This is a genomic window from Comamonas testosteroni (assembly GCF_000761245.1).
GTDB classification, from domain to species: Bacteria; Pseudomonadota; Gammaproteobacteria; order Burkholderiales; family Burkholderiaceae_C; genus Comamonas; species Comamonas testosteroni_C.
Genome location: NZ_AWOR01000026.1, coordinates 86,151 through 107,854, shown reverse-complemented (window position 1 = coordinate 107,854; position 21,704 = coordinate 86,151). Strand labels below are relative to the sequence as shown.

Annotated in this window: 23 protein-coding genes; 13 read left to right on the top strand and 10 right to left on the bottom strand. The window is 61.6% G+C overall.

Annotated features, from left to right (window positions below; genetic code table 11):
* Positions 1-24: 24 nt before the first annotated feature.
* Both P353_RS06320 and P353_RS06315 read left to right on the top strand, forming a co-directional pair.
* A complete protein-coding gene (locus P353_RS06320) occupies positions 25-1,503 on the top strand; it encodes an RtcB family protein (protein WP_034366868.1) in 1,479 nt (492 codons plus the stop codon).
* A 416-nt stretch (positions 1,504-1,919) separates the two neighbouring features.
* Positions 1,920-2,456: a YcxB family protein gene (locus P353_RS06315; protein ID WP_034366865.1), complete on the top strand. Its 537-nt coding sequence runs from the start codon at positions 1,920-1,922 to the stop codon at positions 2,454-2,456.
* Between the two features lie 154 nt (positions 2,457-2,610).
* Here P353_RS06315 and P353_RS06310 read toward each other — a convergent pair whose 3' ends face one another.
* The 5 genes from P353_RS06310 to P353_RS06290 all read right to left on the bottom strand — a co-directional run bounded on the left by P353_RS06310 (position 2,611) and on the right by P353_RS06290 (position 5,991).
* A complete protein-coding gene (locus tag P353_RS06310; RefSeq protein WP_034366862.1) occupies positions 2,611-3,198 on the bottom strand; it encodes an SRPBCC family protein in 588 nt (195 codons plus the stop codon).
* A complete protein-coding gene (locus P353_RS06305) occupies positions 3,195-3,917 on the bottom strand; it encodes a YceI family protein (protein ID WP_034366859.1) in 723 nt (240 codons plus the stop codon). Before P353_RS06305 ends, P353_RS06310 begins: the two co-directional genes overlap by 4 nt.
* Positions 3,914-4,477, bottom strand: coding sequence for a YceI family protein (locus P353_RS06300; RefSeq protein WP_034366856.1), 564 nt, complete (start codon positions 4,475-4,477; stop codon positions 3,914-3,916). Before P353_RS06300 ends, P353_RS06305 begins: the two co-directional genes overlap by 4 nt.
* 116 nt (positions 4,478-4,593) lie before the next feature.
* Positions 4,594-5,175: a peroxidase-related enzyme gene (locus P353_RS06295; RefSeq protein ID WP_012838418.1), complete on the bottom strand. Its 582-nt coding sequence runs from the start codon at positions 5,173-5,175 to the stop codon at positions 4,594-4,596.
* 132 nt (positions 5,176-5,307) lie between these two features.
* Positions 5,308-5,991: a LysE family translocator gene (locus P353_RS06290; protein ID WP_034366853.1), complete on the bottom strand. Its 684-nt coding sequence runs from the start codon at positions 5,989-5,991 to the stop codon at positions 5,308-5,310.
* A gap of 175 nt (positions 5,992-6,166) precedes the next feature.
* Between P353_RS06290 and P353_RS06285 the strand changes: the two genes are divergently transcribed.
* From P353_RS06285 to P353_RS29465, 3 genes are all read left to right on the top strand, one after another.
* Entirely contained in the window at positions 6,167-7,066 is a 900-nt protein-coding gene (locus P353_RS06285; RefSeq protein ID WP_034366850.1) for a LysR substrate-binding domain-containing protein, read from the top strand.
* 89 nt (positions 7,067-7,155) lie between these two features.
* Positions 7,156-7,647, top strand: a complete 492-nt coding sequence (locus P353_RS06280; protein WP_034366846.1) for a DUF6882 domain-containing protein — start codon at positions 7,156-7,158, stop codon at positions 7,645-7,647.
* A 90-nt stretch (positions 7,648-7,737) separates the two neighbouring features.
* The gene (locus P353_RS29465; protein ID WP_034366843.1) at positions 7,738-7,887 is read left to right on the top strand and encodes a hypothetical protein; all 150 of its coding nucleotides are present in this window, start codon (positions 7,738-7,740) and stop codon (positions 7,885-7,887) included.
* A gap of 21 nt (positions 7,888-7,908) precedes the next feature.
* Here P353_RS29465 and P353_RS06270 read toward each other — a convergent pair whose 3' ends face one another.
* A complete protein-coding gene (locus P353_RS06270) occupies positions 7,909-8,526 on the bottom strand; it encodes an IMPACT family protein (RefSeq protein WP_034366840.1) in 618 nt (205 codons plus the stop codon).
* 177 nt (positions 8,527-8,703) lie between these two features.
* On the opposite strand from P353_RS06270, the gene P353_RS29460 reads away from it, so the two are divergent.
* The 6 genes from P353_RS29460 (at position 8,704) to P353_RS06245 (ending at position 15,470) form a co-directional block, all read left to right on the top strand.
* Positions 8,704-8,871 carry a hypothetical protein gene (locus P353_RS29460; protein WP_198529030.1) on the top strand — a complete coding sequence of 56 codons (168 nt, stop codon included), beginning with the start codon at positions 8,704-8,706 and terminating at the stop codon, positions 8,869-8,871.
* Between the two features lie 110 nt (positions 8,872-8,981).
* A complete protein-coding gene (locus P353_RS06265; RefSeq protein ID WP_034366838.1) occupies positions 8,982-9,866 on the top strand; it encodes a helix-turn-helix transcriptional regulator in 885 nt (294 codons plus the stop codon).
* Positions 9,867-10,053: 187 nt separating this feature from the next.
* The gene (locus P353_RS06260; RefSeq protein ID WP_034366835.1) at positions 10,054-11,751 is read left to right on the top strand and encodes an FAD-dependent monooxygenase; all 1,698 of its coding nucleotides are present in this window, start codon (positions 10,054-10,056) and stop codon (positions 11,749-11,751) included.
* A gap of 12 nt (positions 11,752-11,763) precedes the next feature.
* Positions 11,764-11,952 carry a DUF2783 domain-containing protein gene (locus tag P353_RS06255; RefSeq protein WP_034366832.1) on the top strand — a complete coding sequence of 63 codons (189 nt, stop codon included), beginning with the start codon at positions 11,764-11,766 and terminating at the stop codon, positions 11,950-11,952.
* 215 nt (positions 11,953-12,167) lie between these two features.
* Positions 12,168-12,707, top strand: coding sequence for a PepSY domain-containing protein (locus tag P353_RS06250; protein ID WP_034366828.1), 540 nt, complete (start codon positions 12,168-12,170; stop codon positions 12,705-12,707).
* 237 nt (positions 12,708-12,944) lie between these two features.
* Positions 12,945-15,470, top strand: coding sequence for a YgiQ family radical SAM protein (locus P353_RS06245; RefSeq protein ID WP_034366826.1), 2,526 nt, complete (start codon positions 12,945-12,947; stop codon positions 15,468-15,470).
* A 72-nt stretch (positions 15,471-15,542) separates the two neighbouring features.
* On the opposite strand, the gene P353_RS06240 is transcribed toward P353_RS06245, so the two are convergent.
* From P353_RS06240 to P353_RS06230, 3 genes are all read right to left on the bottom strand, one after another.
* The gene (locus P353_RS06240; protein ID WP_034366823.1) at positions 15,543-18,017 is read right to left on the bottom strand and encodes a putative bifunctional diguanylate cyclase/phosphodiesterase; all 2,475 of its coding nucleotides are present in this window, start codon (positions 18,015-18,017) and stop codon (positions 15,543-15,545) included.
* 294 nt (positions 18,018-18,311) lie between these two features.
* A complete protein-coding gene (locus tag P353_RS06235) occupies positions 18,312-18,872 on the bottom strand; it encodes an NUDIX hydrolase (protein WP_034366820.1) in 561 nt (186 codons plus the stop codon).
* Between the two features lie 138 nt (positions 18,873-19,010).
* Positions 19,011-19,706 (bottom strand): fumarylacetoacetate hydrolase family protein, encoded by a 696-nt coding sequence (locus P353_RS06230; RefSeq protein ID WP_034367057.1) that lies wholly within the window; start codon positions 19,704-19,706, stop codon positions 19,011-19,013.
* Positions 19,707-19,868: 162 nt separating this feature from the next.
* Here P353_RS06230 and maiA point away from each other — a divergent pair, with 162 nt between their 5' ends.
* Both maiA and P353_RS06220 read left to right on the top strand, forming a co-directional pair.
* Positions 19,869-20,534, top strand: coding sequence for a maleylacetoacetate isomerase (gene maiA / locus P353_RS06225; RefSeq protein WP_034367054.1), 666 nt, complete (start codon positions 19,869-19,871; stop codon positions 20,532-20,534).
* Between the two features lie 10 nt (positions 20,535-20,544).
* Positions 20,545-21,462, top strand: a complete 918-nt coding sequence (locus P353_RS06220; RefSeq protein ID WP_034367051.1) for a polyphenol oxidase family protein — start codon at positions 20,545-20,547, stop codon at positions 21,460-21,462.
* Here the strand turns inward: P353_RS06220 and P353_RS06215 are convergent.
* Positions 21,379-21,693 (bottom strand): hypothetical protein, encoded by a 315-nt coding sequence (locus tag P353_RS06215; protein WP_080750457.1) that lies wholly within the window; start codon positions 21,691-21,693, stop codon positions 21,379-21,381. The two genes, P353_RS06220 and P353_RS06215, sit on opposite strands and share 84 nt — an antisense overlap.
* Positions 21,694-21,704 lie beyond the last annotated feature (11 nt).

Genomic DNA, 21,704 nt, shown 5'->3' with positions numbered 1-21,704 from the left:
TACGCCCCTTATCAGTCCTTCTTGATGCTGCTGCTCGAAGGTGCGTTGCATCTCCCAGATTCGGAGATGCGCTGTTGCGTACCTGTTTTTCTCAGCATCATGCCGCACTCTTCCGGGAAGCTTTCCCGACTGCAAAAAGCTCTGTCACGTCAGGGCATCCAGGTCTCCTACCGAGACAATATCTATCAAATCCATAACGAGCAGGCAGCAGCCACCATTTTGTTGCCCGACAGCCTGCCGCTGGAGCACAAAGCCGTTAGTCAACTGCTGGACTTCGCTTCGGTTGCCGACCCGAAAGGCCATGGCGCGGTCTGCAAAGCCTGTGCCACGCCGGACTTTCACCCCGGCAGCATTGCGCCCGTAGGGGCGGTGGTGGCCACGTCGCCAGACTTCGTGATTCCTGCGGCCATCGGCACGGACATCAATTGCGGCATACGCCTGCTGAGCACGGGCCTGACGCAGGCACAGGCCGAGCTGCACAAAAACACCATCGTGCAGCGACTGACCCGCGTCATCTTGCAGAACGGACGCGACGTACCCGTGCGCAGCGCAGGCTTCAAGGCGCTGTTTGATGAGGGCCCCCAGGCCTTTATTGAACAGTTGCCTGACGTGGGTCTATGGCAAGGCGTGAACCGCGACCGCCTGCAAGCCGAACTGGCCGAGTGCGTGGGCCTGCAAGGCTTTGCGGGACAAAGTCGCTACGCGCCCGAAGCCCTGTTGCAGGCGCGCGAGCTGCTGCGCCCGCCGTCTGCCGCGGACCTGGGAAGCGGTAACCACTTTCTGGAGTTCTGCGTGGTCGAGGAAGTCTACGACCGGCATGCCGCCTATGCCGCGGGGCTCAAGAAGGGTGATGTCACGGTGATGATCCACACTGGCTCGCGCGATGTCGGCTTCTATGTCGGCCGCCGCTGGATGGAGCTGGCCAGGCAGCAATGGCCGCAAGGCATCAAGCACCCTCAGCATGGTCTGTATGGCCTGAGCGGCGCGCTGGCGCAGGATTATCTGCAAGCCATGGGCGTGGCTGCGCGCTACGCGTGGTTCAACCGCATGGCGCTGGCGGAGTTGGTGCGCAAAGAGCTGGCGGGCATTGCCGCGCCCGATGCATCACGCCTGATTGTGGATGTGCCCCATAACGTGGTGATGACCGAGGGTGAGTTCAACGTGCACCGCAAGGGCTCCACTCCCGCGCATGACGGCCAGTGGGCGCTGATTCCGGGCTCGATGGGCGACTACTCCTTCCTCGTCAAAGGTCTGGGCCATGAAGACTGGCTACGGTCCTGCAGCCACGGCGCGGGTCGCCAGGTGCGCAGACAGGACACGCGGCGCATGAAGCAGCCGCTGGTCGAGTCCGTCTGGCAATGCATCACCTTGCGTGAAGAGCGACTGATCGAAGAGGCTCCCAGCGCCTACAAACCCGTAGGGCCGGTGCTGCAGGCGCAGGAAGAGGCGGGGCTGATTCGTGCGAGTGTGCGGCTGAAGCCCTGGTTGACTTTCAAGGCTTGAGGTTGAAGTTGCTGCCAGCGCCTGATGGCCAAGTGCTGGTAGCAAGGCTGTTTGACTGTTCGGGCGTTCGAGGAAGATGGAGCGCAATCGATACCTGAAAGACAATCAGACCAATGCTTCAAGCCCGTCACGCCATGGACATGGCTGTCTCGATTTGCTGCAATTTCACATCTTGCGGCTGCATGGGTTGTGCTTGTATCGCATGCACAGCTCTGGTCGCACCCTGTAATGCCCGGTGCACCGGCTTATGGTGCTGCAACAGTGCTGGTAAAAGTGCCGGTTACGGTTACGGTGCCGCTGCCGGTAGCGAATTCGTTCATGAACCAGAGCCAGCGACCGTGTCAGATGCAGCAGTCACCTTTCGATCAATACTCGCTGCTACCGCTCGCCCATACCTGTGGCCGCATGAGCAAACCATGAATATGACCGCCAGCTTTACTCTCGCTCCCGCCGACTTCGTTCGCCTGCAGAAAATGGTTTCGCGCCGCTGGCATCAGAAGGCAGGGGTGCTTTCCTGGCCATTCCTCTTGCGGGTTGTGGTGTGGCTCTGCATTGGCTTCGCTGGTGCAGCCTACGCACGACTGATGCGTGAGTTTCCTGAGATCTCCGGCCCGCTGGGGGTGGTTGCCTGCCTTCTGGTCCTTGCTTTGATCGCTGTCGTGGCAATGCCTTACCTGTCACAGGCATCCATGCGCAAGCTCATGCTTCTGCCGGATGGAGCGTTTCTGTCGCCACAAACGGTCACGCTCTCGTCGGACGCCATCAGGGTAGCCTCGGTTCGGGGAGACACGATACTGCCGTGGTCAGGAGTGCTGGCGCTTGCCGAAGATGACGTGAACTACTATCTGTTCATCGACGCGATGCAGGCTCTGATACTGCCCAGGGCAGCCATTGTCCCCATGGCTGCAGAGTTCGAGCAGTTCACGCGCCATCTCAGGGCCTCTGCGATTTAAGTCTTTCCTCCTGCAGATGCTTGTGCAGTCATGACGGCAACCCGAGGCACAGGAGCCAGGCTTGCATGCGTCCAACACCGCCCCGTGCGGCATGCAGAGTCAGCCGCAACTGAAGTGAAGCGGCTGCCCACCTGATCTTTGTAACGGCCTGCTGCTAGTTTTCTGGTATCTGCTCTTGCTCTTGAAGCGTCAAAGCCTCGCGTCGCTGGATTTCGTCCACCAGTGCCCTGAACTGGCGTTTCAGCAACTGGCGCAGTACCGGTTTGCCGACCAGCGGCGGGATGGCGAAAGCGGGGACCAGGCGAGCGCTGTAGGCCAAGCGTACCCGGCCGTCGGCCTGGGTTTCCAGGGTATAGCTGCCGTTCATCTGCTTGAGATTGCCGCCGACCGCATGCGCGGCGATGCGCTGCTGCGGCCATTCGGTCACAGCCAGTCTGACCTCGATTGCCTGGCGAAAGAACAGAAACCCCAGATTGCCTTTTTGCTCCAGCAGCACCTGATTGCCGTCGCGTTGGAGCACGCGCGAACTTTGCATATCCGGCACAAAGTCGGCCAGATGGTCGTAGTCGGAGATCACGCTCCAGGCCGTGGCCAACCTGACTTGCATGACGGCTGAGGCATTCACCGTCAATGCCTCATTGTGCTCGGCAGTCTCTATGTGCAGCTCTTGTGCCGAGACCTGCACACCGCCGCAGAGCATGACCAGAGCTGCGCCGCAGGCTCCAACAAGCGCTGTTGTCATGACCGGGATTCCTGCTTCAGAGGCGGTCCGGCGCGAACTTCGAAGTTCAACTCGAGCCTGTCGCGGACCTGGATTGCACCGCCAAGGATGGACAAAGGCGTGATGCCAAAACTCGATTGATCGATGCTCAGCGAGCCGCTGATATGGAATTCGCCTGGCGTCCTCCTGATCAGGGCCGGTACGCTCAGGCTGCGTGTGACGCCGTGAAGAGTGAGTTCCAGGGTCAGCAATACATCGCCGTCTGCTTCGGGGGGCGCATGTGCCTGGACCAGTGCAAACGGATGGATCGAGGTTTGCAGCAGCTTGTTCAGCATATTGGCACGAGTCGCTTCAATATCGGCAGCGCTGGGCTGGGTGTCCAGAGCCGCCTTGGCGCGCAGAGCGGATTCGTCAACCGATAGTCTGTCCAGCGCCACGTAAAGATCGGCGCGGCCAAGCTGGGGGGCCACATAGCCTTGCAGTTCATGGCTGGCAATCACATGGTCGTGCCCCAGTCTGGCCAAAGCGCCAGCGCGTCGAACGGTGATTGAGACCAGAGAATGCGAGGAATCAATCTGAAGCACCGACTGGCCCCGTGCAGCAGCATCGGCATAGAAGGCCGCAGGAAAGTCCGCAGGCCTTGCCGTCGGGCCGGCAGGCTGCGCTGGCTCGATGCCTAGTTGCGAGCAGCCCGTGATCAGAGCCAACAGGACTGCAATCAGCTGTCTGCGCAATGTCATGGCAACTCGCGCAGCTGGACGCGAAATTTCACTGTCACGGCGTCTCCCACGGCATTGCTGCTCTTCCACTCTCCTGTGCCGATATCAAATATCGAGCGGCGGGTAACGAATTCACCTTCCAGGCGGCGTTCCTCGGGCTTCCAACTGAATGGCAGCACAAGCGGCTGCCTGCTGCCTTTCAGCACCAGGGTTCCGCGTGCCAGGTAACGGGTTTCGCCGGTGGTGCCGAGAATCTCGCTGGCATCAAAGACAGCCTCGGGATAACGCACAAAGTCAAACCAGTCCTTGCCGGCAATGGCCTGGTTGATGTCCGGATTGGCCATGTCGGCGCTGCTGATACGAATGCTGACATTCAGCCTGTTGCTGCCTGGCTTTTGAGGGTCGAAATCAAAGCGGACCCGGAAGTCCTTGAACACGCCGGTGACCGGCGTTTGCTCAAAAGTGGCGGTGAATTCCAGTCTGTTGTCGCCACCGGGCTTGAGCTCCCACGAGGTGGCATGAGCCGCAGTGGCGCAGAGCGTTGTGAGCAAGGCGGCGAGGCAGCAAACGGTATTGCGCATCTAGATGACCTCCGGCAAACAGCGTTTTGCCAGGTTGGCCGCTGCTCTGCGAAGGATGATGCGTCATTGCGATGCAAGTTGCATCGATTGCCCCCCGCGAGTTACTGCTTGTTGCTTCAGGCTTTTTTCTCGCGCGGCACCCGGCCCATCAGATAGAACTCTGGATTGGGCTGCATGCCCGCGAAGCTGGCCATCCGGTTGGACAGTCCGAAGAAGGCGGTAATGGCCGCAATGTCCCAGATATCCTCGTCGTCAAAACCGTGAGGGTACAAGGCTTCGTAGTCGGCATCGTCGATTTCGGCGCTGTGCAGACAGACCTTCATGGCAAAGTCCAGCATGGCCCGCTCGCGCGGGCTGATGTCGGCCTTGCGGTAATTGACCGCCACCTGGTCGGCAATCAGCGGCTTTTTCTCATAGATGCGCAAGATGGCGCCATGAGCCACCACGCAATACAGGCACTGATTGGCAGCGCTGGTGGCGGTGACGATCATTTCGCGCTCGCCCTTGCTGAGACTGCCGTCCTCCTTGAGCATCAGCGCATCGTGGTAGGCAAAGAAAGCGCGCCACTCGGCCGGCCGGCGAGCAAAGGCCAGAAAAACATTGGGAATAAAGCCCGACTTTTGCTGTACCTCGGCGATGCGTTGCCTGATGTCTTCAGGCAGGCTGTTCAGATCGGGAAAGGGGTAGCGGCTTTTCATGGTGCTTGTCTCCTTTGGTGTTTTGCTGACTGTACCAACCGTGACAAGCATGGCACGGGTGGATGTGCCAAAGCTGTCGTTTGCGTTGCAGATGCTGCTATTGCGGCCATTGGACTGGCGAGGCTTTTCATGTCAGATGCTGACATTCATCAGATTCGACGTAGCCGGTGTCCCGCTGGCGATCAGCAGCAGGCCCAGGACAAGCAGCACGCAGCCCAGACTGCAATCTACCCATGGGCGTATGGCTTGCACCTTGGGCTGGAGCACCGGGGCCGAGAAAAAACAGGCTACCAGCGCAAACCACAGCACGTGGGCCATGGCGACGAAAAGGCCGTAGGCCAACTGGGTGGGCATGGGCACGGCAGGGCCGATGATTTGCATGAACAGGCTGAGGATGAACAGCGCTGTCTTGGGGTTGAGTGCATTGGTCAGAAAGCCCAGGACGAAAAGCGAGCGGCCTAGCGCATGGCCTTTGAGTGCATTGCGCTGGCCTGGTCCGGCACTGGACCGGGACTGTGGCCGATCGCCATTTGCATGGCTGGCGCCGCGCCACAGAGAAATTCCGAGCCATACCAGATAGGCTGCGCCCGCATATTTGAGCAGATTGAAAAGCCAGGGCAGGCGTTGCAGGACCATGCCCAGTCCCAGCAGGGTGTAGGCCACATGGATCAGAACGCCACAGCCGATGCCCAGAGCCACCCAGAGACCCGCACGGCGCGATTCCATCAGGCTGGTGCGGGTGACCATGGCGAAATCGGCGCCGGGGCTGATGACGGCGAGAGAGGTAACGAGAATCACGGTGGGCCAGGCGTTCATACAGTGTATTGGGTGAGTTCAAATATCTGTTTGTGAGATGGCTCTGTTGCACGAGAATGGCAAGCAGTGCTCTACAGCTGTGAACTCTAGGGCGATCAAAGTTTTTTGAATAACGATGATTTCTCAAGAAAATAGTGATTCAGACTCACATATTTCTGCCGGCGGCCCACAACGAATGCCTTCGCTGGTCGCTTTGCGCTGTTTTGAAGCGGCAGCGCGGCTGGAGAGCTTCAGCCGCGCTGCCGATGAGCTGCACCTGACCCATGGGGCCATCAGTCGCGCGGTGCGCTCGGTGGAGGAGGAGTTGGGGGTGCAGCTGTTTGAGCGCCGCAATCGCCGTGTGTTTCTCAATGCCGCAGGCCGCTTGTTGTTCGATGGCGTCCATGCCGGGCTGACGCAGATGGCGCGCGCGGCAGAAGCGGTGCGTCGGCAGGCGGCTGGCAGGCCGTTGCTGCTGTCGTGCGAGCCCACGCTGCTGATGCGCTGGCTGATTCCGCGTTGGGGCGACTTCCAGGCGCGCTACCCGCAGCACACCGTGCATCTGGTTGCGGGCGGCGGTGCCGTGGAATGGGGGCGAGGCATCGATCTGGCCATTCGGCGCAACGACTTTGACTGGGGGCGCAATGTCCAAATGCAGCCCTTGTGCGCAGAGCGCATGGGGCCGGTCTGCCATCCGGACCGTCTGGCGCAGTTCTTTGCGTCGCAGTCCGATGGCGGTTTGGCGCTTCGTGGCGATGCAACGCTCTTGCACAGCAAGACACGACCCAAGGCCTGGGAGGATTGGTGGAAAACCCGGCCAAATCAGCCTCCCACCCAGATCCGGCAGGCGCAAGCAGGAGATGCTCTGGTGCTTGAGCATTTCTACCTGAGCTTGCAGGCGGCAGCAGCGGGCCTGGGTGTGGCCATGGGTCCGCAACTGCTGGTGCAGGACGATATCGCTGCCGGCCGGCTGGTGGCGCCGTTGGGCTTTGTACCCGATGGCTCGCAATACTGTCTGCTGTCCGTGCAGAGTTGGGGTGCGGGCTCGGTGCAGCAGCTTCTGGCCGACTGGATCGAGCAACAGATGAAGAGCTGAACGCAGGCCGACGGGGCATAGGGCTCCAGGCCCGGGCATGCCCGCTTCTTGCCTGACAATGCGGTCTGTTGAAAAGCAATGGATACGCGATGAGCAACGACGCACAAACCACCGACTGGGCCGCCTGGAGCCGTGAGGCCGTTGAAATGATGCAGGCCCGCAATGCACAATGGCCCCTGGAATTTGGCTTGCAGGGCAGCCCCAGCTACCGCTGGGATCTCGACCGCGCCCTGCTGGCGCTTGAAGCTCCGCTGCACGAGGTGATTGCTACGGTCTGCCTGGTAGGCACCAGCAGCGAGCAGGACGGCAGCTTTGTCTGGAGCTGGGCCAACGAAGCCATTCCCAAGCAGCATGGCCAGGCGCTGGAGGTCGTGCATGAGTTCGGCCGCCAAAACCAGCTGGCACTGCTGACCACGGCCCGGATTCCCGGCGGCCGTCCCGAGGCCATGGAGTGCATGTGCATTGCTGCCCGCCTGCAGCGCGCCGTAGGTACCTTCATCGACCAGCAGGGCGACGTGACCCTGTATTTCACCTTGCTGCACATGCAGGTGGCGGTCGAGCAGCAGCAGCCGGCCAATTGAGAGCCTGAGAGCCGCGAAAAGATTGTTGACAGAATGCCGGCGGGATCGCCTATAGACTGGTACCCCGGAAAATCAGAAAAGGCTCAACCCATGAAAACCATGCTTGCGCTGGCTGCGACCCTGTGGGTGCTCAGCGGCTGCGCGGTCTACGATGGCCGCGGCGGGTATTACGACGATGGCTACAAAAAGCCTCATCCCCATGGATGCCCACCGGGCCAGGCCAAAAAAGGCAATTGCTGAAATGGCCGCGAAGAAACCCGCTCAGGCGGGTTTTTTTGCGTCTTGAAGTTCGTCGGGCTTGAGCCAGCCAATGCGGCCCTGGCCGCTTTCATTGAGGGCACTGACGAACTGGGCGGCATCGGCCTCGGGCATCTGCAGCGTGAAGCGCACCAGAGAGCCGTGATCGACCTCCAGCAATACAACGCCTGCAGTATCGGCCATGCGCCGCACCAGACCTTCCAGCGGATAGGGGACCGTGCACTGCAAGGTCTGCATGCGCTGAATGGCGACTTTTTCGGCCTGCAGCAAGGCCTGTGCCACGGCGTCGGTGTAGGCGCGCACCAGTCCGCCGGCACCGAGCTTGACCCCGCCAAAGTAGCGCACCACGGTGGCCAGCACGCCTTCCAGATCCTGGTGGCGCAGCACATCCAGCATGGGGCGACCGGCCGTGCCGCTGGGCTCGCCGTCATCCACGGCAGCCGATTGACCGCCGGCCAGCAAGGCCCAGCAGACATGGGCTGCGCCCGGGTGCTCGCGCCACAGTGCATCCACCACGGCCTGCGCACTGGAGCGGTCCGTCATCGGCTGCACGCAGCCGATGAAGCGGCTTTTCTTGATGATGAGTTCACTGGAGACGGGAGCGCGAAGGGTCTGAGGCATAGCCGCGGCAGCATAACCGCAAAGTCCGGGCCGGGCAGCGTTGCGGTACATGGGCCGGGTGGGACATATCCATGACATGACGACGCGGCTTGTGGGGGTTGCTCGACAGTGTCCTTAAGCCAATTCCTACAAGTTCGGCAAGCCTCGAGCCTTAAGCTTTGCGCAAAGGAGGCCATCATGAACAATCCGCAACCACAGTCCCTGAGCGAACATACTTTTGGCCGCGAGCATTTCACGCCGCCTCCGCTGGCGCAGGAGCTGGCAGAGCCTCAGGCCCTGCACGCTGCGGCGCCCGAAGATGAATGGGAGCTGCTGCAGCGCATACGCAACGTGGGTGAGTGGTAGGGCCCAGGGCCCGAGCGCATTTGCTGCCTCAAGCCGGACCGGCCACTCCTGAAAGGGAGAGCCGGTTTTTCCTGTCCGAGGCCGCGCTGCAGCGGCGAGAATCGCAGCCCATGACTGCTTGCTCTGCGCCGTTTCCCGATTCCTCTCACTGGATGCTGCTGCCGGCTGCCGCGCAGGCAGCGCAGCTACCCGTGGCCCTGGCCGATGTGACTGCCATGATGGAAAGAGTGGGGCGCAGCAGCAGCGACGCGGTGGCCGAGCAGATCCTGCAGCTGCTGGGGCGCCATGTGCCGCTGGCCCAGTGCACGATCTTCTCCTTCCAGGGCATGGCAAGGCCGCGCGTGGTGGGCATGGGAGACAGGGCGCGCACGGGGGCGCTGCCCATGATCTCCCAGGATTACAGCGAGCGCTTCTATCCGCTGGACGGTTCGCAGCGCGTGATGCAGGCCGAGCTGGCACGTCTTGCCAGGGATCCGCATGCCAGGCCGCGCGTCTGGCTGCATCGCCAGGGCCCGCGCGATGTGCAGCATCCCGAATACCGTCATGTCTGCTATGAGCTGCCGCGCATTGCCGAGCGGCTGTCGCTGCTGATGCTGCAGGAAAACGCGCGCTGGCTTTCCGTGAACCTGTACCGCGGGGAGGAGCATGGCTGCTTCGACGCTGCAGCCATTGGCCGCATCGAGGCTTTCGCGCCCCTGGTCATGCAGGCCATGCGTCTGCATTACGCGGGGCAGACGCTGCAGGACGACCTGGTCGGTCTGGTGCTGGCGCGCCTGGCACGGCGCTTTGAGCAGCTGACGCCGCGCGACCTCGATGTGGTGCGGGCACTGGCCCAGGGCCTGGATGCCGAAGCGCTGGCGCAGCGCCTGGGCATTACCGTCAGCAGCGCGCGCACCTATGTCAAACGCGTCTGCGCCAAGCTGGGCGTGCAGGGCCAGCGTGAGCTGTTTGCTCTGCTGATGGAGCCCGCTGAAGGTGTCGATGGTCAACTTTGATAGCTGCTTGCGTCTGATTTGCATGGGCTCAAGGCTGATTCGACTTGAATCTCGGTTGCTGGTTGGTGTTGTCTCCAGTTGGTGACATTGGACGCAAGCTGCTTTTCTACACTGCATCTCAAGCCAGACCGCAAGGGGATGGAAGCGCAACGGTTTGATCACGACAGCGCCCCCAGGAGACAAGAACATGCATCAGCCATATGCCGAGCCACGCAGCTCCATCTACTACCAGTACCAGGTGCACCAGCCCTGGCTTGCCTGCCGGCATCCAGGTGAGCAACACCACCCCATCGTCATCGTCGGCACCGGCCCCGTGGGTCTGACCACGGCGCTGGAGATTGCTCGCCACGGTCAGCGCTGCGTGGTGCTCGAGTCCGAGCTGCAGGTGTCCGAAGGCAGCCGCGCCATTGTGTTCACGCGCCGCTCCATGGAAATCCTGCAGCAGGTGGGCGTGGCCCAGCGCGTGACGGAGACCGGATTGCCCTGGTGCTACGGCAACAGCATCTACCGCGGTCAGCGTGTGTTTCGCATGGAAAACGCGCGTGCCGACGACGACCGCTTCTTTCCCATGATCAATCTGCAGCAGCAGTACCTGGAGGAATACCTGGTCGATGCAGTGCAGGCCAACCCGTTGATCGAGCTGCGCTGGGGTAACCGTGTGAACAAGGTCGAGCAAAAGGGCGAGCAGGCATGGGTGGAGGTGGACACCCCTGAAGGCAGCTACGAGCTGCGGGCGGACTGGCTGGTGGCCTGCGACGGCGCGCGCTCGGGGATTCGCACGGCCATGAATCTGCTGATGGAAGGCGCTTCCTACGAAGGCCGCTTCGTGATCGCCGATATCCGCATCGACCTGCCTCTGCCCACCGAGCGTCTTGCATTCTTCGATCCCACATGGAACCCGGGCAACACCATCCTCATGCACCGCGAGCCGCATGGCATCTGGCGCGTGGACTACCAGCTGCCTGCCGGCGAAGACCCCGAGGATGCGCTCAGGCCCGAGTCGCTGAAGGCGCGCATCGATGCGCAGCTGGAGATGATCGGCTTTGGCGGCACGCCCTGGGAGATGGACTGGAGCTCCGTCTACTCGGCCCGTGCGCTGACCCTGCCCGAGTATGTGCATGGCCGTGTGATCTTTGCGGGCGATGCCGCCCATATGCTGCCCATTTTCGGGGTGCGCGGCGCCAACACCGGTTTTCAGGATGCTCAGGGTCTGGGCTGGCGTCTGGCGCTCGTCGCCAAGGGTGTGGCCAGCGCCGCGCTGCTGCAAAGCTACAGCAGCGAGCGCGTGGGCGCGGCCCGCGAGATTGTGGAGGAGGCCGGCAAGAGCACGCGTTTCATGGCACCCCCCAGCAGAGGCTTCAGGTTGCTGCGCGATGCCGTGCTGTCCCTGTCGCTGAGCCAGCCCTTTGTCGGCCCGCTCTACCACTGGCGCACCTCGCGCCCGCATGAGTACGGCAGCTCGCCGCTCAACAGCATGGGCGACGACAATCTGCTGTTCAAGGCCGGCCCCGCCCATGGCGCGCCGCCTCTCAACGTGCGCTTTGCGCCGGACAGCTATCTGCTCGACCATCTGGGTGGCGGCTTCGATCTGCTGTATTTCACGAGCGGCAAGGCGATTGCTGCCGAACTGCAGGCGGTCGTGGCCGGGGTCAGAGCCCGCGGCGTTGCAGTGCGCCTGATCGCCGTCAGCAGCCACGTTGCAGGCGCTATCGAAGGTGCCGACCTGGTACTAGATGACAGCGAAGGCCGATGCCGCGCCCGTTATGGCGTGATGGCCGATGGCGCTGCCTATCTGCTGCGCCCCGATCAGCATGTCTGCGCGCGCTGGATGGCGCTGGACGCCAATCGCCTGCAGGCGGCATTCAAGGCAGCCTTGCCTGCATGAGGAGAGATTGAAATGACCCAAACCACTCTTGATATCGCAGGTCTTGAGACCGTGTACGACCTGCTAGCTGGCGCCATTGATGCCGTGGGCGCTGAAAAGTCAGAGCTGCTGCTGGTCAAGCTGGCGCTGCTGGCGGCCAATCAGCTCGGTGATGCCCGCCAGTTTGGCGAAATGATTGCGGCGGCCCAGCAAGATCTGTAAGTAAAAGGCCAGTCCGTGGCAGTCATCCCGGCCCGCCCGGGCCTGGTTCTGGCGGGTTTTCTGCGTGCTGATTCACGGATTTCATAGCGGATAATCTTTGCCTATCAATAGTTCGGGATGGATTTTCTGCAAGTCGATATGGCTTGATATCCGACAAGGCTGCGCCACGGAATCGAGGCAGACTGGAGCCATTGCCACCGTAGGAGGATTGGTCCATGAGATTTCGTCCCAGCACCTTGGTGCTATCTGCTGCCCTGAGCCTGAGTGGATTGAGTGCGGCTCCGGTTCTGGCCAAGTCGGCTGCCGAATGGCTGGCCCTGACAGGCGCCGTGCAGGTCGGCTTGAACCAGGCCGTCGAAAGAGCCCAGGCTGTTGCTCCCGGAAAAGCGATCGATGTCGAGCTGGAAGAGGGTAAGAAAGGCGCTGCGCCTTATTACTCGGTCACCCTGATCTCCCCCGCGAATGAGGAAATCAAGCTGCGCGTGAATGCCAGCACGGGCGATGCAGCGGTGCAGGAGAACAAGGGCCGGGCCGAGGGCAAGCATGCCAAGCGTCTGGCCGATGCCCGGATCACGCTGGTGCAGGCCGTCGATGCAGCTATTGCTGCCTTGCCCGGCAAGCCGCTGGAGGCCCAGCTGGATTCGGACTGGGGCAAGACCAGCTACAAGGTCAAGATGCTGCGCGCCGATCAGACGGTCATGAAGCTCAGGCTGGACCCCGCCACTGGCGCTGTGACGAGGCAGGAAAAAGACTGAGTCGTCCCACTATCTGGATTCTGGTGCTATGAAGAAATGAGTATCTAGCGCTTGTCCTTAATAGGTTTAAGACATGTTTGATGTTGAAATCCTTTTATGGAAGGCGCTAGGTGCTATGAGTTTCAGAGTTCCAGCCATGTTTTCGCAAGACCTTGCACGTGCAAGGCTGAGGGCGGAAAAGTACACTGGCCGGTTCTTTCTCCGCATAGGCCATGAGGCCATATAAAGCCCATCCACATGAACGCCCCGGTTGATGTTTCCTTTTTCCATCGCGATGCCAAACCGCTGACCAGCTACAAGCCGTACTGGGCCAAGCGCTTCGGCCCGGCGCCGTTCCTGCCCATGAGCCGTGCGGAGATGGATCAGCTCGGCTGGGACAGTTGTGACATCATTCTGGTCACGGGCGACGCCTATGTGGATCACCCCAGCTTCGGCATGGCCGTCATCGGCCGCGTGCTGGAGGCGCAAGGCTTTCGCGTGGGCATCATCGCCCAGCCCGACTGGACCAGCGCCGAGGCCTTCAAGGCCCTGGGCAAGCCCAATCTGTTCTGGGGCGTGACGGCCGGCAACATGGACTCGATGATCAACCGTTACACGGCTGATCGCAAGATTCGCAGTGACGACGCCTATACCCCCGGCGATGTGGCCGGCAAGCGTCCCGATCGCGCGGCCATCGTCTACAGCCAGCGCTGCCGCGAGGCCTACAAGGACGTGCCCATCGTGCTGGGCGGCATCGAGGGTTCGCTGCGTCGCATTGCCCACTACGACTACTGGAGCGACAAGGTGCGCCGCTCCATCGTGGTGGACAGCAAGTGCGACATCCTGCTCTACGGCAATGCCGAACGCGCCCTGGTCGAGGTGGCGCACCGCATCGCGGCGCGCGAGCCGGTGGAGCAGATCACCGATGTGCGCGGCACTTCGTTCTTTCGCCGTGCTTCGGAGGAAGGCTGGTTCGAGGTCGATTCCACCACGGTGGACGAGCCCGGCGAGGTCGAGCCTCATATCAACCCCTATATGACGACCAGCGAGCAGGCCGAGGCCCAGGGCCAGAGCTGCTCCAAGGAAGATGCTGCGAAATCAGGCGCCGACAGCACAGCCGCGGCCTGTGGCAGCGGCGCAAACGATGCCAAATCCGTGGCGTCGGTGCAGCCGATTGCGGCCCAGCCCATCCAGTTCGTGCCCAATCTCTCGCTGCGCAGCAAGTCCAGGCTGCCTGCGCGCGAGCGCACCGTGCTGCGCCTGCCTAGCTACGAAGAGGTCAAGAGCGATCCGATTCTCTATGCCCACGCCAATCGCGTGCTGCACCTGGAAACCAATCCCGGCAATGCCCGCGCGCTGGTGCAGGCTCACGGAGAGGGGACCACGGCCCGCGATGTGTGGATGAATCCGCCGCCCATTCCTCTCACAACGGCCGAAATGGACTGGGTCTTCGGCCTGCCGTATGCTCGCAGCCCGCACCCTGCCTATGCCGACGAAAGCGGCAGCCATGAGGGCGCCACCAAGATTCCTGCCTGGGAGATGATTCGCACCTCGGTGAACATCATGCGAGGCTGTTTCGGCGGCTGCACCTTCTGCTCCATCACCGAGCACGAGGGCCGCATCATCCAGAGCCGTTCCGAAGACTCCATCATCCAGGAGCTCGAAGAGATCCGCGACAAGGTCAAGGGCTTTACCGGCACCATCTCCGACCTGGGCGGACCCACGGCCAATATGTACCGCCTGGGCTGCAAGAGCCCGCAGATCGAAGCGGCCTGCCGCAAGCCCAGCTGTGTCTTCCCCGGCATCTGCCAGAACCTGCACACCGACCACGGTCCGCTGATCAAGATCTACCGCCGCGCGCGCAAGCTGCCCGGCATCAAGAAGATTCTGATCGGCTCCGGCCTGCGCTACGACCTGGCCGTCAAGTCGCCCGAGTATGTCAAGGAGCTGGTTCAGCACCATGTGGGCGGCTATCTCAAGATCGCCCCCGAGCATACCGAGCAAGGCCCGCTGACCAAGATGATGAAGCCGGGCATCGGCAGCTATGACAAGTTCAAGCAGCTGTTCGAGAAGTTCAGCGAGGAAGCCGGCAAGAAGCAGTTTCTGATTCCCTACTTCATTGCCGCCCACCCTGGCACCAGCGATGAAGACATGATGAATCTGGCCATCTGGCTCAAGAAGAACGGCTTCCGTGCCGATCAGGTGCAGACCTTCTACCCCAGCCCCATGGCCACGGCCACTGCCATGTACCACAGTGGTCGCAACACGCTGACCAAGGTGCGCCGCCAGATGCGAGACGAGGCCGAAGAGCGCGTAGATATCGTGCGCGGTGAAAAGCGCCGCCGTCTGCACAAGGCTTTCCTGCGCTATCACGATCCGAACAACTGGCCGCTGCTGCGCGAGGCGCTCAAGACCATGGGTCGCGCCGATCTGATCGGCAACGGCAAGCAGCACCTGATCCCGACCTTCCAGCCACTGGTCGACGGCAGCTATCAAAGTGCACGAAAGAAGAACAGTACCTCGTCCACAGCGGGTGGCGGCATTGGTTACACCACCAACAAGGATGGCAAGGCCGTGGCCGTGCGACGCCGCAGCGAAGAGGCGAGCCTGGAGCCCAAGGGCGATGTGCGCTTTCGCAGCAGCCAGCCCCAACCGGGCAAGCTGCTGACCCAGCACACCGGCCTGCCGCCGCGCGCGGGTGTGACTGGCAAGGCCAAGCCAGGTTTCAAAACTGCGGCGAGGCCCGCCAAGCCAGCGGGCCAGGGTTCGCGCAAGTCCCGTTGATGCCGTCAGTCTGATTGCAGCCAAAAAAACGACGCTTGATGCGTCGTTTTTTTGTGTGGATACGCGAGCTTTTTAGCCCATGGCCAGCGAGGCGCACCACTGCGGCAACTGGTTTTCCTGCGTGGGGGCAAAGTATTCGGGGGTCATGGGTTTGGGGCGGGCGATAGCGTAGCCCTGCACATAATCCACGCCCATGGTCATGAGTTCCTCAGCGATCTCGCGGCTCTCGACGAACTCTGCAATGGTCTTTTTGCCCAGGGTCTGACCGATGCGATTGATCATCTCTACCATGGCATGGTCTCCCTTGTCCTTGAGCATGTCGCGCACAAAGCCGCCGTCGATCTTGAGATAGTCGACGGGCAACTGCTTCAGATAGGTCAGCGACGACATGCCGACGCCGAAGTCGTCCAGGGCAAAACGGCAACCCAGGGCGCGCAGCGACTGAATCAGCCGTGTGGCATTGCTGAGATTGCCAATGGCGCTGGTTTCGGTGATTTCGAAACATAGCTTTTGCGGCGCAATTGCGTGCTGCTGCAACTGCTCCTTCACAAACTCCAGCAGGCCGTCGTCGTCCAGGCTGGGACCGGAGAGATTGATGGCGCAGGTTTCCACCAGCTTGGCGTGTCCAGGCTGCTGCGCCAGTGTCTGCAGGGCCCGGGAGATCACCCAGCGGTCAAGCGATGGCATCAAACCGTAGCGCTCGGCGGCGGGTATGAAATGTCCGGGGGCCAGGATCTGGCCGTTTTCATCGCGCAGGCGCAGCAGGACTTCGAAGTGCATGCCGCTGTGGCGGCTGTTCTTGCGGGCCTGCAGCGGTGCAATGCTCTGGGCATAGAGGCAGAAGCGGTCTTCGTCCAATGCGCTACGAATGCGTGTGGCCCATTCCATCTCGCTGACATAGCGGCTGTAGATTCCGTCCTCGGCCTTGTAGAAAAAGACCTTGTTGCGCCCGCGCTCCTTGGCCTGATAGCAGGCCATATCGACCATGCGCAGCAGATCGGAGGCATTGACCGCATCACCGGGGACATGCACGGCGCCGATCGAAAAACCGGTGCGCAATACCTTCTCTCCCCAGGTGGTTTGCAGTTGCTGGGCTGCCAGGCGCAGCTTCTCGGCAATGCTTGCGACGTTGGAAGGAGGGCAGTTCTCCAGCAGCACGGCAAACTCGTCACCGCCCATGCGCGCCAGACAATCGGTTTCGCGCAGATTGGCCTGCAACATGCGAGAGACTTCACACAGCACTTCGTCACCGGCGGCATGGCCACTGGTTTCGTTGATGAGCTTGAACTGGTCCAGGTCGATGTAGAGCAGGGCATAGGGCTTGACCTGATGCAGGCCCTGGGTCAGCATTTTTTGCAGTCTGCGCTCGAACTCGCCGCGGTTTTCCAGTCCTGTCAGCGTGTCGTGGCGTGCGTTCCAGGAGATCTGATCCATGTATTGCTGCTCGCGCGATACGTCGCGCAGCACGAAGACGGCGCCCGATGTCTGGCCCTCACGCTGCATGGCGGAGCCCAGTACCTTGACCGGCACGATGCTGTGGTCGGTGCGGCGCACCCAGTGCGTTTGTTCATCACGCACGACGGTGCTTTCCTTGGTTTCGCTGACCAGCTGGGCGAGCAGGCCTTCGCTGGTGATGGAGGCGTCCATGGTGTAGAACTGCAGCACCTGCTTGATGGGCTTGTCCAGATAGCTTTGCTTTTGCAGACCCAGCAGGCCTATGGCGGCCGGGTTGACGTAGTTGATCAGGCCTTTGGCATTGGTGGTGATGACCGCATCGCTGAGCGCTGCGAGAGTGGTCTCCGCGCGCTCTTTTTCACTGTTCAGGCCGTCTTGCACCTGCTCTCGCAGCAGGATCAGCCGCCAGGTGTTCCAGATCCACAGGCTCACCAGTCCGATGGCCAGGGCACCGTTGAGCGCGAGCAGCAGCCAGACGATGTTGCGCGAGCTTTGGCCCAGAGAGTCGCTGAATGCCCTGGTTAATGCCGTCACGCCCTGGTTGATCAGGTCGATCTCGCGCTTCCAGGTGGCAATGTTTTCGCGGCTGATGTTGCCGACTTCGTATCCATGCCGGATTTCTTGGGCCAATGTATCGAGCTGGTTCAGGTATTCGTCACCCATCTTCCAGTACGCCACGGGCTCCTGCACCCAGCTGAAGTAGCGGAATGTGCGCAGCAGCCAGATGAGGGAGCTGACATCGTCGGGGTGGTTCTGGCCTTGCTCTATGCCTTTGCGTGCCAGGTCCAGGCGCAGAGGCTTGTCGTAGAGAGCAATACGTGCATCAGCATCGCCACGCGGCACCTGCAAGGCCCGCTGATAGTGGGCGAAGTCCACTGGATTGCCTTCGTCGGCATAGCGGGACAGTGAGTAGATCGCGTCCTTCTGGGCCTTGGACCAGAGGCTTTCTCCGTTGACGAAGGCGCGCACGGCCGAGAGCAGGTACAGGCTGCAGCTGGCACTGAGCATCAGAATCAGTGCCAGCAGCGCAAAAGCCCAGACGCGCTGCAGCAATTGTTGAGACTTCAGTGTGGGGCTCAAAGATGCCTTCATGACGCCTCATCGAGTAAATAGACTGTAGATGCATGAGTTAGGGCATCCACAAGACGCACGGGTACGAAACAGCCAGCAGACGCCGCCCTGCTGGCGATCAGAAGTCCGTCGCGATGCCCGCTCTTGTGCTCGACCTTTCACAGCATTGCGTAGGAGGTATGTCAGATCACACGCAATTTGTATTTATTGGTAATTTTTGGCCTGTAGAAGTGAGCCCGGCGTCGGACAACTTCCTCTGTCTTCCCAAGACAGAGCGGTGATTCATGTGAGAAAGTGGGTAGCCAGTCTGGCAGCTCAGAGCAGGTCTATGCAGTGCACCTGCGGCTGCTCCAGCACGCCGGCCCTGCGGTCGGCAAAGAAGCGCTCCAGGGTGACCTTGACGGTGCGAAACGCGATTTCTTCCCAGGGGATGTCTGCCTCGGCAAACAACTGGGCCTCCATGGTCTCTGGGCCGGGGTAGAACTGCGTGCTTCTGAGGCGTGCCAGATAGAAGAGATGGACCTGTCCCACCTGGGGCACGTTGATGAGACTGAACAGCCTGCCCAGCTCGATGTCGGCTCCGGCTTCCTCGTCGGTTTCGCGCTGGGCCCCGCGGCTGGTGGTCTCGGCCAGCTCCATGAAGCCTGCAGGCAGCGTCCATTTGCCGCGGCGCGGCTCGATATTGCGCTTGCAAAGCAGCACGCGTCCGTCGTCCGTCACGGGCAGGGTGCCGACCACATTGAGCGGGTTTTCATAGTGGATGGTGTGGCAGGCCGGGCAAACGGCACGCTCGCGAGTATCCCCATCGTCAGGAACGCGGTAGGTGACTGCGGTGCCGCAATTGCGGCAGAACTTGATGGGGCTGCGAAAAATCATTCCGCAACTATAAGCAAATCAGGCTGCTAGCGCAGGTACAACATGCGCAAACAGCTATGAAAAAGGGAGTCGCACCTTGATTATGGTGTGACTCCCCGAGTACCTGGTCGGCGCTAACTGCCTGTGCGCCAAGGATTTTCAGGCGATCTGGATCTTGATGGATTCAAGTCCGCTGACTGCGCCCTCCAGCACATCGCCCTTGACCACGGCGGCCACACCCTCGGGGGTGCCGGTCATGATCAGATCGCCGGGCTCCAGCTCCCAGGCGCTGGAGAGATGCTCAATGGTTTCGGCGATATTCCAGATCAGCTTGTGGATGTGGCTGCGCTGGCGATAGTCACCATTGACCTGCAGCGAAATCTCGGCGTTGACGATGTCTCCCGCCTGATCGGCCGGCGTGATGGGGCCTATGGGGGCCGATTGCTCGAAAGCCTTGCCGATACACCAGGGGCGGCCTTGCTTCTTCATGTCGTTTTGCAGGTCGCGACGTGTCATGTCCAGACCGACGGCATAGCCGTAGATGTACTGCAGTGCGTCGGCTGCCTTGATGTTCTTGCCGGCCTTGCCGATGGCGACGACCAGCTCGATCTCATGGTGCAGATTCTGAGTCAGCGTGGGATAGGCCACTGTGGTGGTGCTGCCAGCTTCCACTGCCACGGTCGCGTCCGCAGGCTTCATGAAGAAGAACGGCGGTTCGCGGCCGGTAAAGCCCATTTCCTTGGCGTGATCCTCATAGTTGCGGCCCACGCAGTAGATGCGGTGAATGGGAAAGCGCTCGCCGCGGCCCACAACAGGCAGGCTGGCAACGGCAGGGGGGTTGAACACGTAACTCATGAAGTCCTCGGCAGGAACACGCGCTGAAATCAGCAATGGTTGATGTGGCAAGCAGTGTGCCACGATGCTGGTCCGCAGACGGCATGGCGCATGACGGCTTTTACGTATTCCGGCCCTAGGGAAAATGCCAATCTGTTCGGCTCGCGCTATGCTGCTCGCATCATGAAGCTGCATACCTATTTCCGCTCTTCGGCCTCTTACCGTGTGCGCATTGCGCTGCAACTCAAGGGGCTGTCCTACGACTCCGTGCCCGTGCATCTTGTGCGCGGCGAACAAAAGGCTGCGGCCTATGCCTCCCATGTGGGCGATACGCTGGTGCCCGCGCTGGTGACGGATGAGGGGCACTGGCTCACGCAGTCCATGGCCATCATCGAATATCTCGATGAGACCCATGCTCAAACACCATTGCTGCCCGGGGATGCACTGGGCCGTGCCCATGTACGCGCATTGGCGCAGATGGTGGCTTGCGAGATCCATCCGCTCAACAACCTGCGCGTGCTCAAGTACCTCGTGCATGAAATAGGCGCCAGCGACGAGGCCAAGAACGGCTGGTACGCGCACTGGGTACGCTCCGGCCTCGAAGCCTTCGAGCGTCAGCTGGCGCTGCTGGATGCCGAACGCAAGGCCTCAGGCCTGTCGCCTTCGACGTTTTGCTGGGGCGACACACCCACGCTGGCCGAATGCTGCCTGATCCCGCAGATCTACAACGCCCAGCGTTTCAATGTGAATCTCGATGCGCTGCCGCGACTGATGGGCGTGGCGGGGCGCTGCAACGCATTGCCGGCTTTCCAGCAGGCCCATCCTTCGGCCTGTCCGGATGCAGAGTGAAGAGGGTGCCATGAGCGAGACCTATCGGCCGGCTCCACCGGACCTCTGGCCCGACTCCTGGCTGGTCCCGGACTGGCCGGCTCTGCCCGGCGTGCATGCCATCTGCACCTCGCGCGAGGGCGGCGTCAGTCAGGCACCCTGGGGCAGCATGAACCTGGGCGACCACGTGAGCGACAACCCCGCTCACGTGCGCCGCAACCGTGAACTGTTCAACGCGGCGCTGCAGGCCTGCACCCCCGGTGCCTGCACGGCGTTCTTGCAGCAGGTGCATGGTGTGGACGTGCTGGAGCTGGATGCAGGCAATGTGGTCGAGTCCAATGGTGCAGCCTTCGATGCGTGTGTGACCGGCGATGCAGGCGTGGTCTGCACCATCATGGTGGCGGACTGTCTGCCCGTGTTGCTGGCCCATGATTCGGGGCTGGTCGTGGGGGCGGCCCATGCGGGCTGGCGCGGTCTGGCCGGCATGCCGCCCAGCAGGCAGCAGTCTGAGGGGCCGTTGTCCGGCGGTGTGCTGGAGATGCTTTTCGAGTCTTTTGCCCGGAAAGTTCAGGCGCAGCAATCGCTCTCAGCGGCCGACATGAAGCCGTCCCGCATTGCCGCTCGCACCCAGGCCTGGCTGGGCCCGTGCATAGGTCCCGAGTCCTTTGAAGTGGGGGCCGAGGTGCGCGATATCTTCGTGGCGCATGACGCCGATGCGGCACGACACTTTGTGCCTGTAGCGGGCAGCAGCACCAAATATTTGGCCGATCTGGCGCAGCTGGCACGCCAGCGGCTTGCTGCATTGGGCATTGCTGCAATCTTCGGCAACGATGGCAGCCTGCCCTGGTGCACGGTCAGCAATGCATCACGTTTCTTCTCGCACCGGCGCGACGCCGCCCGTCTGGGCGGCAGCGGGCGGCTGGCTGCCAGCATCTGGCGCGACGCCTGAATCGGGGCTGGGGGGCGCGTGTTTTGCAGCTAGTGCTTCCTGTTCCTGTCGGGCTTTGAGGCGGCGCTTTCTGGCCGGCGTGCCCAGTATGTAGAGCACGATGGAAAGCGGCAGCAGACCATAGAGCACAAAGGTGAAAAATGCACCCAGCAGGGTGCCGCCGGGGCTGGCAGCCTCGGCGATCGTCATCATCACGACAACGTATATCCAGGCGATGGCAACAAGGTACATGGTGTTTCTGT

Coding starts and splice junctions, on each gene's coding strand:
- P353_RS06320 (WP_034366868.1), top strand. CDS start 25: ATGCTGCTGCTCGAAGGTGCGTTGCATCTCCCAGATTCGGAGATGCGC.
- P353_RS06315 (WP_034366865.1), top strand. CDS start 1,920: ATGAATATGACCGCCAGCTTTACTCTCGCTCCCGCCGACTTCGTTCGC.
- P353_RS06310 (WP_034366862.1), bottom strand. CDS start 3,198: ATGACAACAGCGCTTGTTGGAGCCTGCGGCGCAGCTCTGGTCATGCTC.
- P353_RS06305 (WP_034366859.1), bottom strand. CDS start 3,917: ATGACATTGCGCAGACAGCTGATTGCAGTCCTGTTGGCTCTGATCACG.
- P353_RS06300 (WP_034366856.1), bottom strand. CDS start 4,477: ATGCGCAATACCGTTTGCTGCCTCGCCGCCTTGCTCACAACGCTCTGC.
- P353_RS06295 (WP_012838418.1), bottom strand. CDS start 5,175: ATGAAAAGCCGCTACCCCTTTCCCGATCTGAACAGCCTGCCTGAAGAC.
- P353_RS06290 (WP_034366853.1), bottom strand. CDS start 5,991: ATGAACGCCTGGCCCACCGTGATTCTCGTTACCTCTCTCGCCGTCATC.
- P353_RS06285 (WP_034366850.1), top strand. CDS start 6,167: ATGCCTTCGCTGGTCGCTTTGCGCTGTTTTGAAGCGGCAGCGCGGCTG.
- P353_RS06280 (WP_034366846.1), top strand. CDS start 7,156: ATGAGCAACGACGCACAAACCACCGACTGGGCCGCCTGGAGCCGTGAG.
- P353_RS29465 (WP_034366843.1), top strand. CDS start 7,738: ATGAAAACCATGCTTGCGCTGGCTGCGACCCTGTGGGTGCTCAGCGGC.
- P353_RS06270 (WP_034366840.1), bottom strand. CDS start 8,526: ATGCCTCAGACCCTTCGCGCTCCCGTCTCCAGTGAACTCATCATCAAG.
- P353_RS29460 (WP_198529030.1), top strand. CDS start 8,704: ATGAACAATCCGCAACCACAGTCCCTGAGCGAACATACTTTTGGCCGC.
- P353_RS06265 (WP_034366838.1), top strand. CDS start 8,982: ATGACTGCTTGCTCTGCGCCGTTTCCCGATTCCTCTCACTGGATGCTG.
- P353_RS06260 (WP_034366835.1), top strand. CDS start 10,054: ATGCATCAGCCATATGCCGAGCCACGCAGCTCCATCTACTACCAGTAC.
- P353_RS06255 (WP_034366832.1), top strand. CDS start 11,764: ATGACCCAAACCACTCTTGATATCGCAGGTCTTGAGACCGTGTACGAC.
- P353_RS06250 (WP_034366828.1), top strand. CDS start 12,168: ATGAGATTTCGTCCCAGCACCTTGGTGCTATCTGCTGCCCTGAGCCTG.
- P353_RS06245 (WP_034366826.1), top strand. CDS start 12,945: ATGAACGCCCCGGTTGATGTTTCCTTTTTCCATCGCGATGCCAAACCG.
- P353_RS06240 (WP_034366823.1), bottom strand. CDS start 18,017: ATGAAGGCATCTTTGAGCCCCACACTGAAGTCTCAACAATTGCTGCAG.
- P353_RS06235 (WP_034366820.1), bottom strand. CDS start 18,872: ATGATTTTTCGCAGCCCCATCAAGTTCTGCCGCAATTGCGGCACCGCA.
- P353_RS06230 (WP_034367057.1), bottom strand. CDS start 19,706: ATGAGTTACGTGTTCAACCCCCCTGCCGTTGCCAGCCTGCCTGTTGTG.
- maiA (WP_034367054.1), top strand. CDS start 19,869: ATGAAGCTGCATACCTATTTCCGCTCTTCGGCCTCTTACCGTGTGCGC.
- P353_RS06220 (WP_034367051.1), top strand. CDS start 20,545: ATGAGCGAGACCTATCGGCCGGCTCCACCGGACCTCTGGCCCGACTCC.
- P353_RS06215 (WP_080750457.1), bottom strand. CDS start 21,693: ATGTACCTTGTTGCCATCGCCTGGATATACGTTGTCGTGATGATGACG.